We start from the raw sequence: 9,460 nt of genomic DNA on the forward strand, positions 1-9,460 counted from the left end.
CCGCCCACCCCGGTCGACCGCGAGCTGGAGGACGGGGACGCGCTGGGCTTCGGGGACGGGGCGTACGTCGTGCACGCCCCGGGCCACACGGACGGCAGCATCGGGATCCACCTGCCGGGCCACGGCGTGCTGTTCGCCGGCGACTGCATCGCCGCCGTCGGCCCGCTGATGCTGGGCGTCTTCAACGTGGACCGGGGCCGGGCTGTCGACTCCTTCCACCGCCTGGCCGGGCTCTCCCCGTCGATCGCCTGCTTCGGCCACGGCGGTCCCCTGACGACGGACACGGCGGCCGCGCTGGTCGAGGCGGCCGCCGGAACCCCCGCCTGACGGTTCGAATTTCCCGTCCTCGGACGCTCGCCCGGCGCCGGGCTCAGCCGACCGGAGTGCCCGCCTCCAGGTAGAGGGGGCGGCCGCGCTCCCGGGCGCGCAGGGCCCAGCGCAGGCGTTCGTGACGGTGCGGCGGGAGGAGGCCGGCGGCCTCGGCCTCCGTGACGAAGCGCCAGGCCCGCAGTTCCGGGCCGGGAAGGCGGAGCCTGTCCGTCGCCTCCGGGGAGAGGCGGCCGCCGTCGAAGAGCAGGCGCAGGCCGCCGTACCCGGGGGGCTGCGGGGGCTCCCAGTCGACCACGAGCAGGCCGGGCGCGCGGTCCAGTACGAGTCCCAGTTCCTCCGCGACCTCCCGTACGCCGCCGCACGCGGGTGCCTCGCCCGCTTCGACGACGCCGCCCGGGAACTCCCAGCCGGCCTTGTACGTCGGATCCACCAGCAGCACCCGGTCCTGCTCGTCGAAGAGCAGGACCCCGGCCGCCACCGTCTCCCGGGTGGGCTCCGGGGTCTGCACGATGTCGCAGACCGGGGCCGTCTCGGAGCGGACGGCCTCGGCGATGCGCTGCGCCGTCTCGCGCGGGGTGAGGCTGCTGTTGTCGATGACGTGCGCGTCGCCCGTGAGCCATCCGAGGGCCTGCTGGTAGACCGGGATGTGGTCGTAGGCCCACTGGCGGACCCGGAGGTCGACCTCGTCCGGCTCCCCCGGCTCCTCCCGGGTCGCGATCCGCTCGCGAAGGATCGTTTCCGCAGGGGCCAGGAGCACGTGCCGCACGGCTATCCGCCGCGCCGCGAGCCCGCCGAAGATCTCGTCCCGGTACTCCTGGCGCAGCAGCGTCATCGGTACGACGAGCACTCCGCCCAGCTCCGCGAGCATCGCCGCCGCCGTGTCCACCACCAGCCGCCGCCAGCTCGGCAGGTCCTGGTAGTCGGTGACCTCCGCCAGCCGTTTGGCCGGCAGCAGCAGGCGCAGCGCGTCGCCGATGAACTCCGGGTCGAACAGGGTGCTGTCCGGAAGGATTCCGGCCAGTTCGCGGGCCGTGCTGGTCTTTCCCGCGCTGAATGTGCCGTTGATCCAGACAATCACGTCTACCCCTCTCCCCATGGCTCGTCCGGAGCCCCCAGTGGCTTGCCCGCACCAGCCTGCCACGGAAACCTCACTATCGGCCGAGTGCTTATCCTCAAGGTCACAGCCCTGCCCGAGACTCCGGAGGATTCACGACCGTGCCCCACAACCGCCGCCCGTCCGATCCCCGCTACGGCAACCGGCCGACCATGAAGGACGTGGCGGCCCAGGCGGGCGTCGGCCTGAAGACGGTGTCACGGGTGGTCAACGGCGAGCCGGGCGTCACCCCCGAGACCGAGAAACGGGTCCAAGAGGCCATCGACGCCCTGGGGTTCCGCCGCAACGACAGCGCGCGCGTCCTGCGCAAGGGCCGTACCGCCACCGTGGGCCTGATCCTGGAGGACCTCGCCGACCCCTTCTACGGCCCGCTGAACCGGGCCGTGGAAGAAGTGGCCCGCTCGCACGGTGCCCTCCTCATCAACGGCTCCAGCGCCGAGGACCCGGACCGCGAGCGGGAGTTGGCGCTCGCGCTCTGCGCGCGCCGCGTGGACGGCCTGATCGTGATCCCTGCCGGGGACGACCACCGCTACCTGGAGCCGGAGATGCGGGCCGGTGTGGCCACGGTGTTCGTGGACCGCCCGGCCGGCCGGATCGACGCGGACGTCGTGCTCTCGGACAGCTTCGGCGGCGCCCGTGGCGGAGTGGCCCACCTGATCGCGGGCGGCCACCGCCGGATCGGCTTCATCGGCGACCACCCCCGCATCCACACGGCGGCGGAACGCCTGCGCGGCTATCGCGCCGCCATGGCCGACGCGGGCCTCCCGGTGGCCGGTTCCTGGGTGTCCCTCGGCTCCACCGACCCGGGCCGGGTGGCGACGGCGACGGGGGCGATGCTCACGGGCCCGGACCCGGTCACCGCCGTCTTCGCGGGCAACAACCGCGTGACGGTCACGGTGGTACGGGTCCTCGCGGCCCGGGAGCACCCGGTGGCCCTGGTCGGCTTCGACGACTTCGAACTGGCCGACCTGCTCCGCCCCGGCGTCACGGTGGTGGCCCAGGACCCGGCGGCCCTCGGCCGAGTGGCCACGGACCGCCTCTTCCAGCGCCTGTCGGGCGCCGCCCTCCCGACGACCCGCACCGAACTCCCGACCACCCTGATCCCCCGCGGCTCGGGCGAACTCCCCCCGTTCAGCGGATGAGGGTTCGCAGTACGGGAACGGCGCCACCGGCGGCGGCCAGCCCGGCGAGCACGCCGAGCGCGGCGCCGGAGCCGCCGAGGAAGGTCAGGCCACCGGCCGTGAGGCCGATCAGGATCGCGGCGAGCAGGACGACGGCGGTGTGCAGGGAAACGAACGGCTCGCGGTCCGTCGGGTTCTGAGGTGTGGTCATGACCCGATTGCAGCCGACGGACCGGAGCGTTCCCGCACGGGCGGAACGGATCCGCGCCATCGCGATCACTGCCGAAATCGCCCGGACGTCCCGGGGTGTTCGCTGCTGTTCCGGAAAGTCCGGGACTGTTCGGCGGACCGCGCTCTAGCCTGGCCTTCCGCACGGTGCAGGGGGTGCAGGTGGATTCGGACAGTGGCTTCGAGGAGGAACTGAGCCGCCTCGCCGGCGACTTGCGTCAACTCCGCATCGAACGCGGCAACCCCTCCTACCGGAAGCTGGAGACCCGTGCGGCGAAGTCCCGGACCGGACTCCGGCTGCCGGTGGCCACGCAGAGCGATGCCTTCCGGGGGAAGCGGCTGCTGGGCCTGGACACGCTGATGGCCCTGGTGCGGATCCTGTACGCCTACGACGAGTACGGCCGGGAGACGACGGTTCCGCCGCACAACTCCCCGCGGCTGGAACCCTGGCGGAGCCGCTGGCGCGACCTGGCCGCTCTCCAGCCGTCGACGCCCGGCCGGGGCCGGGACGCGGCCCCGCCCGCGGCCTCCCAGGCGGCGGATGCGCCGACCGACGCGAAAGCCGATGCGACGGCTGATACGAAGGCCGGGGCACGGGCCGGGGCCATCGCCGCGTACCGGGCCGGCGCGCGGGCGGCTGCCGCCCGCCGGGCCGAAGCCGCCCGGGTACCCCCGCCTCCGATTCTGCCGCTGCCCTCACGGGCCGAGGAGAGCGGCTTCTTCCCGGCCCGGCTGGTGACCTCCCCCGCGAACCACCCCCTCGGTGCGGTGTTCTCCCCCGACGGACGGTTCCTGGCGACCCGGGGCGAGGGGGTGGTGCAGTTGCGGGACGCCGTCCATGGCCGGCCCGTGGGCGAGATCGATGCCGGGGTCCGGAGCGTCAGCACCATGGCGTTCTCGCCGGACGGCCGCCTCCTGGCCACGGGTGCCGACGACTGCACGGCGAGGCTGTGGGACCTGGCGGCCCACGCCGCGGCGGGACCGGCGCTGCTCGGACACGAGGAGCCCATCACGGTCGTGGCCTTCTCCCCCGACGGCAGCGTGCTGGTCACCGCCGCGGACGACGAAAGCGTGCGCAGGTGGGACACGGCCACCGGCGAGCCCGCCGGGCCTCCCCTCATCGGACACTTCGGGGAGGTCGGGGCGCTCGCCTTCCTCCCCGATGGCGGCCTGCTGGCCGCACTCAGGGGCAAGCACGTCATCCGGATATGGGATCTCACCGCAGGAGCGAGCGTCGGCGAGCCCCTCATCGGCCACCGCGGTGCGGTGCACGGGATGGCCTTCTCCCCGGACGGACGCGTCCTGGCCACCGTCGGCGCCGACGGGGCGCGGCTGTGGGACACCGCGACGGGTGCCGCCGTCGCCGGACCGCTCGGCGGGCCCGACCGGTTCACACGGGGAGTGGCCTTCTCCCAGGACGGCCGGCTGCTGGCCACCGGTTGCGACGACGGGATCGTACGCCTGTGGGACCCGGCGACCGGAGCCCCCGACGGGACGCCGCTGACCGGGGACGGTCGGCCGGTCCACAGCGTCGCGTTCGCACCCAACGGCCGCGTGCTCGCCGCTTGCGGCGAGAGCGGAACGATGGTCATCCACCACCTCGATCCGGACGTCGCCTCGCGGGCTCCCTCGCCGCTCGGATCCCGGGCCCTGACCGCGGCCCTGCGCCAGGGACACGCCGTACCCCTCCCCGCCGCGTCGAGCAAGGCCGGGACACCGCTGCGCCGGCTCGCCTTCTCCCCGGACGGCGGCCGGCTGCTGGTCCGCACCGCGGACCGCACGGTGCTGACCTGGGATCCGGTGACCCGCAACCTGTTGCCCGAGGTGCTGTTGCTGCCGGCGGATTCCCCGTGGGGCCTGGAGTTCCCGGTCGAGGGCGGCCCGGCCGGACTGTGGACCCCGGACCTGACCCTGTCCACCCCTCTGATACGGCCCGTTTCGCTCAAGGAAGGCGTCGCGTTCGCCCCCGACGGCCGGTGGGCGGCGATGGTCAACGGGACCGGCCGGATCCTCTTCTGGGACGCCGACGCTGGCCTGGGGGCGACCGCACGGGTGCCCGACGGGGTGTCGGACCTCTACGCCCTCGCGGTCTCCCCCGACGGGCGCACCATGGCCGGTGCGTTCGACGAGAAGGTGGCGCTCTGGGACCGCACCGCCCGCGATGCGTCCGGCCTGGAGCTGGGCGCCCACTGGACCTCCATCCGCACCCTGGCCTTCTCACCGGACGGCCGGCTCCTGGCCACCGGTGACATCGGCGGCAACACCCGGCTCTGGAACCTGCCCGCCGGACCGTCGCGCAGCCTGAAGCTGTCCGGGCACACCGGGCAGGTGTACGACCTCGCCTTCTCCCCGGACAGCCGACTGCTGGCCAGCGCCGGTGCGGACGGCACCGTACAGCTGTGGAACACGCACGCCGGGGAATCCGTCGGCAGTCTGCCGCTGACCGGGCACACCGGCGCCGTCCGGGGCGTGGCCTTCTCCCCCGACGGCAGCCTGATCGCCTCCGCCGGCGAGGACGGGACCCTGCGGTTCTGGGTGCTTCCCGGCCCGCACGAGCCGACGGCCCGGCCCCGGTGAACCGGGGCCGGGCCGCTCACTGCGGCTGGATCAGGCGGTCGCCGTCAGGGTTGCCGAGCGGCGGGGGATGGCGAAGGCGTCCAGTTCCGCGCGGGTCAGGCCGGTCAGGGCGGTGACCTCCTCGGGGCCCACCGCGCCGCAGTCGAGGCCGCGGACCAGGTAGCCGGCCAGGGCCTTCGCCGTGGCGGGCTCGTCCATCACGTCGCCCTCGATCTTGGCGACGTACGCCTTGAGGCGGGCCGCCGCGGTCTCCAGGCCCTCGCGGTAGAAGGTGAAGACGGCCGCGTAGCGGGTCGGCAGGTGGCCGGGGTGCATGTCCCAGCCCTGGTAGTAGGCGCGGGCCAGGGCGCGGCGGGTGAGACCGTAGTGCAGCTTCCAGGCCTCGTGGACCTTCTCGGTGGTGCCGATGGGCAGGACGTTCGTCGATCCGTCGGATACGCGTACGCCGGTGCCGGCGGCCGCGACCTGCATGATCGCCTTGGCGTGGTCTGCGGCGGGGTGGTCGCTGGCCTGGTAGGCGGCCGAGACGCCGACGCAGGCGCTGTAGTCGAAGGTGCCGTAGTGCAGGCCGGTGGCGCGGCCCTGGGAGGCCTCGATCATGCGGGCCACGGTGGCGGTGCCGTCGGAGGCCAGGATCGACTGGCTGGTCTCGATCTGGATCTCGAAGCCGATCCGGCCCGGGCGCAGACCGCGGGAGGTCTCGAAGGCCTCCAGCAGCTTGACGAACGCGGTGACCTGCTCGGCGTACGTGACCTTGGGCAGGGTCAGGACCAGGTTGTCCGGCAGGCCGCCGTGGGCGAGCAGGCCGGAGAGGAAGACGTCGGTGGTGCGGATGCCGCGGTCGCGGACGTTGGACTCCATGCACTTCATGCGGATGCCCATGTAGGGGGCGTTGGTGCCGTTGGAATACGCCTCGGAGATCAGGCGCGCCGCGCGGGCCGCCGCCTGGTCCTCCTCCTCGTCGGAGCGGACGCCGAAGCCGTCCTCGAAGTCGACGCGGAGGTCCTCGATGGGCTCGCGCTGCAGCTTGGCGCGGACGCGGTCGTAGACCGGTACGGCCAGCTCGTCGGAGATGCCGAGCACCTTGGCGAAGGTGGCGGCGTCCGGGGCGTGCTCGTCGAGGGCGGCGAGGGCCTGGTCGCCCCAGGAACGGATGGTGTCCGCGGCAAAGACGTCACCGGGTACGTAGACCGTGTGGACGGGCTGACGGGTGCCGGGGTCGCCCGGGTAGTGGCGCGCGAGCTCCGCGTCCACCGGCGCGAGGGAGGCGCTGATGCCCTCGCTGACCGCGCCTGCGAGGCTCGTCGCCACCTTCTCCTGCTGACCCATCGTGCACTCTCCTCTTTTCCGCTTCACGGAAGCTTAGATCCGCATAGCAGAATTTAGCCACGGGGTTCCGCTCAGTCAATGGTCCCTCCGACGCGTGGGACGAACGACTCGGGGCCGTGCGGTGAGAAACACCACACGGCCCCGGAGAAGCGAAGCTACGAACAGAAGCGCAGGTCAGCCCTTGCGCGCCTTGATCTCGTCGGTCAGCTGCGGGACGACCGCGAAGAGGTCGCCGACCACGCCGTAGTCGACGAGGTCGAAGATCGGGGCCTCGGCGTCCTTGTTGATGGCGACGATGGTCTTCGAGGTCTGCATGCCGGCCCGGTGCTGGATCGCGCCCGAGATGCCGGAGGCGATGTAGAGCTGCGGGGAGACCGACTTGCCGGTCTGGCCGACCTGGTTGGAGTGCGGGTACCAGCCGGCGTCGACGGCGGCACGCGAGGCGCCGACGGCCGCGCCGAGGGAGTCCGCGAGGTCCTCGATGATGTGGAAGTTCTCGGCACCGTTGACGCCACGGCCGCCGGAGACCACGATCGCGGCCTCGGTCAGCTCGGGGCGGCCGGTCGACTCGCGCGGGGTGCGCCCGGTGACCTTGGTGCCGGTGGCCAGGGCACCGAAGGTGACGGCGAGCGCCTCGACGGTACCGGCGGCCGGGGCGGCCTCGACCGGGGCCGAGTTCGGCTTCACGGTGATGACCGGGGTGCCCTTGGAGACGCGGGACTTGGTGGTGAACGACGCGGCGAAGGCGGACTGCGTCGCGACCGGGCCCTCGTCACCCGCCTCCAGGTCGATGGCGTCGGTGATGATGCCGGAGCCGATGCGGACGGCCAGGCGCGCGGCGATCTCCTTGCCCTCGGCGGAGGACGGGACGAGCACGGCGGCCGGGGAGACGGCCTCGTACGCGGCCTGGAGCGCGTCCACCTTCGGTACGACGAGGTACTCGGTGAACTCGGGGGCGTCGGCGGTGAGGACCTTGACCGCGCCGTGCTCGGCGAGCACTGCGGCGGTGGCGTCGGCACCGGCGCCCAGGGCGACGGCGACGGGCTCGCCGATGCGGCGGGCCAGCGTCAGCAGCTCGAGGGTGGGCTTGCGGACGGCGCCGTCCACGTGGTCGACGTAGACGAGAACTTCAGCCATGGGACTGCTCTCCTGCGATTGCGAAGTGTCTGGGGGCTATGGAGGGGTTGGCCGAAGCTCTTAGATGAACTTCTGGCCGGCCAGGAACTCGGCCAGCTGCTTGCCGCCCTCGCCCTCGTCCTTGACGATCGTGCCGGCGGTACGGGCCGGGCGCTGCGCCGCGGCGTCGACCGCGGTCCAGGAGCCTTCCAGACCGACCTCGTCGGCCTCGATCTCCAGCTCCTCCAGGTCCCAGGACTCCACCGGCTTCTTCTTGGCGGCCATGATGCCCTTGAAGGACGGGTAGCGGGCCTCGCCCGACTGGTCCGTCACCGAGACGAGCGCGGGGAGGGAGGCCTCCAGCTGCTCGCTCGCGGTGTCGCCGTCACGGCGGCCGGTCACGGTGCCGTCCTCGACCTTGACCTCGGAGAGCAGGGTGACCTGCGGGACGCCCAGGCGCTCGGCCAGGATCGCCGGCAGCACGCCCATGGTGCCGTCGGTCGACGCCATGCCCGTGATGACCAGGTCGTAGCCGGCCTTCTCGATGGCCTTGGCGAGCACCAGCGAGGTGCCCATGACGTCGGAGCCGTGCAGGTCGTCGTCCTCGACGTGGATGGCCTTGTCGGCGCCCATCGAGAGCGCCTTGCGCAGCGCGTCCTTGGCGTCCTCGGGGCCCACCGTCAGCACGGTGATCTCGGCGTCGTCGGCCTCTTCGGCGATCTGCAGCGCCTGCTCGACGGCGTACTCGTCGAGCTCCGACAGCAGGCCGTCGACGTCGTCACGGTTGACGGTCAAGTCCTCGGTGAACTGCCGGTCGCCGGTGGCGTCGGGCACGTACTTCACACAGACAACGATCCTCAGGCTCACGCCGGCTCTCCTACCGCATCGTCTTTTCTGGTACCGCCTTATGCAGGCAGCATAGGCGCCTTGTCGGGCGGATCCCGGTCGGGGCGGCCCGCGCTCCGAAGGGAATGTTACTCGTCAGTACACAGTGGGTCCCGCCAAGTCGCAAGGCTCGTGAACTGTGATCTGCCCAACGCCGCCCGACCCTCCCAAGCAGGGACGATTCAGTCGCGCAAGGCGTTGAAGCGTCCCTGGTGGTACAGCAGCGGGCGGCCTTCGCCGGCCGGATCCCCGGCGATCGCCTCAGCGATGATCACACGGTGTTCGCCGGCGGGCACCCGTGCCACCACCCGGCAGACCAGCCAGGCCAGTACGCCGTCGAGCACCGGGACCCCGTGCGGCCCCGGGTCCCAGCGGGTGGCCGGGCCGAAGCGGTCGGCTCCGCTGCGGGCGAACAGCCCGGCCAGCTCCCGCTGGTGCTCGCCCAGTATGTGGACGCCGAGGTACTCGCTGTCGCGCACCCCCGGCCAGCTGGAGGCACCCGTGCCGATCGTGAAGGACAGCAGGGGCGGGTCGGCGGAGACCGAGTTGAGCGAGGTCGCGGTGAAGCCCACCGGCCGCCCGCCGTCCTGGGCGGTGATCACCGCGACTCCGGCGGCGTGCTGCCGGAAGACCGAACGCAGGAGCTCGGGCGAGCCGGGGCGGCCGTCGCCGGAACGGGGAGGACGGGGGCTACGGGGGGGGGGGGCGGGGGGGACTGCCGGGGCCGGCGGGGCAGGCATCCGGGTTAGGCAGTTGGCCG

The 9,460-nt window shown here is 72.8% G+C and carries 9 protein-coding genes; 3 read left to right on the forward strand and 6 right to left on the reverse strand.

Features of this window, described 5'->3' with window-relative positions; genetic code table 11:
• On the forward strand, positions 1 to 327 hold a 327-nt coding region (locus PV721_RS37140), incomplete at its 5' end, for an MBL fold metallo-hydrolase (RefSeq protein ID WP_319732302.1).
• Positions 328 to 370: 43 nt separating this feature from the next.
• Here PV721_RS37140 and PV721_RS37145 read toward each other — a convergent pair.
• A complete protein-coding gene (locus PV721_RS37145) occupies positions 371 to 1,426 on the reverse strand; it encodes an NUDIX hydrolase (protein ID WP_319732304.1) in 1,056 nt (351 codons plus the stop codon).
• Between the two features lie 170 nt (positions 1,427 to 1,596).
• Here PV721_RS37145 and PV721_RS37150 point away from each other — a divergent pair, with 170 nt between their 5' ends.
• Complete coding sequence (locus PV721_RS37150; protein WP_319732316.1) at positions 1,597 to 2,586, forward strand: LacI family DNA-binding transcriptional regulator; 990 nt, start codon at positions 1,597 to 1,599, stop codon at positions 2,584 to 2,586.
• Here PV721_RS37150 and PV721_RS37155 read toward each other — a convergent pair.
• Entirely contained in the window at positions 2,576 to 2,776 is a 201-nt protein-coding gene (locus tag PV721_RS37155; protein ID WP_319732306.1) for a hypothetical protein, read from the reverse strand. The two genes, PV721_RS37150 and PV721_RS37155, sit on opposite strands and share 11 nt — an antisense overlap.
• Before the next feature lie 179 nt (positions 2,777 to 2,955).
• Between PV721_RS37155 and PV721_RS37160 the strand changes: the two genes are divergently transcribed.
• Complete coding sequence (locus tag PV721_RS37160) at positions 2,956 to 5,370, forward strand: WD40 repeat domain-containing protein (RefSeq protein WP_319732308.1); 2,415 nt, start codon at positions 2,956 to 2,958, stop codon at positions 5,368 to 5,370.
• Positions 5,371 to 5,400: 30 nt separating this feature from the next.
• Here PV721_RS37160 and PV721_RS37165 read toward each other — a convergent pair whose 3' ends face one another.
• The 4 genes from PV721_RS37165 to PV721_RS37180 all read right to left on the reverse strand — a co-directional run bounded on the left by PV721_RS37165 (position 5,401) and on the right by PV721_RS37180 (position 9,440).
• Entirely contained in the window at positions 5,401 to 6,699 is a 1,299-nt protein-coding gene (locus PV721_RS37165) for a DUF6986 family protein (protein WP_319732310.1), read from the reverse strand.
• Between the two features lie 174 nt (positions 6,700 to 6,873).
• A complete protein-coding gene (locus PV721_RS37170) occupies positions 6,874 to 7,836 on the reverse strand; it encodes an electron transfer flavoprotein subunit alpha/FixB family protein (protein ID WP_314241909.1) in 963 nt (320 codons plus the stop codon).
• A gap of 60 nt (positions 7,837 to 7,896) precedes the next feature.
• Positions 7,897 to 8,682, reverse strand: a complete 786-nt coding sequence (locus tag PV721_RS37175) for an electron transfer flavoprotein subunit beta/FixA family protein (protein ID WP_319732314.1) — start codon at positions 8,680 to 8,682, stop codon at positions 7,897 to 7,899.
• Between the two features lie 200 nt (positions 8,683 to 8,882).
• The gene (locus tag PV721_RS37180; protein ID WP_319732318.1) at positions 8,883 to 9,440 is read right to left on the reverse strand and encodes a flavin reductase family protein; all 558 of its coding nucleotides are present in this window, start codon (positions 9,438 to 9,440) and stop codon (positions 8,883 to 8,885) included.
• Between the last annotated feature and the right edge of the window lie 20 nt (positions 9,441 to 9,460).

Origin of the sequence: Streptomyces sp. MB09-01 (assembly GCF_033794505.1) — a bacterium.
GTDB lineage: Bacteria > Actinomycetota > Actinomycetes > Streptomycetales > Streptomycetaceae > Streptomyces.

Coding starts and splice junctions, on each gene's coding strand:
- PV721_RS37145 (WP_319732304.1), bottom strand. CDS start 1,426: ATGGGGAGAGGGGTAGACGTGATTGTCTGGATCAACGGCACATTCAGC.
- PV721_RS37150 (WP_319732316.1), top strand. CDS start 1,597: ATGAAGGACGTGGCGGCCCAGGCGGGCGTCGGCCTGAAGACGGTGTCA.
- PV721_RS37155 (WP_319732306.1), bottom strand. CDS start 2,776: ATGACCACACCTCAGAACCCGACGGACCGCGAGCCGTTCGTTTCCCTG.
- PV721_RS37165 (WP_319732310.1), bottom strand. CDS start 6,699: ATGGGTCAGCAGGAGAAGGTGGCGACGAGCCTCGCAGGCGCGGTCAGC.
- PV721_RS37170 (WP_314241909.1), bottom strand. CDS start 7,836: ATGGCTGAAGTTCTCGTCTACGTCGACCACGTGGACGGCGCCGTCCGC.
- PV721_RS37180 (WP_319732318.1), bottom strand. CDS start 9,440: ATGCCTGCCCCGCCGGCCCCGGCAGTCCCCCCCGCCCCCCCCCCCCGT.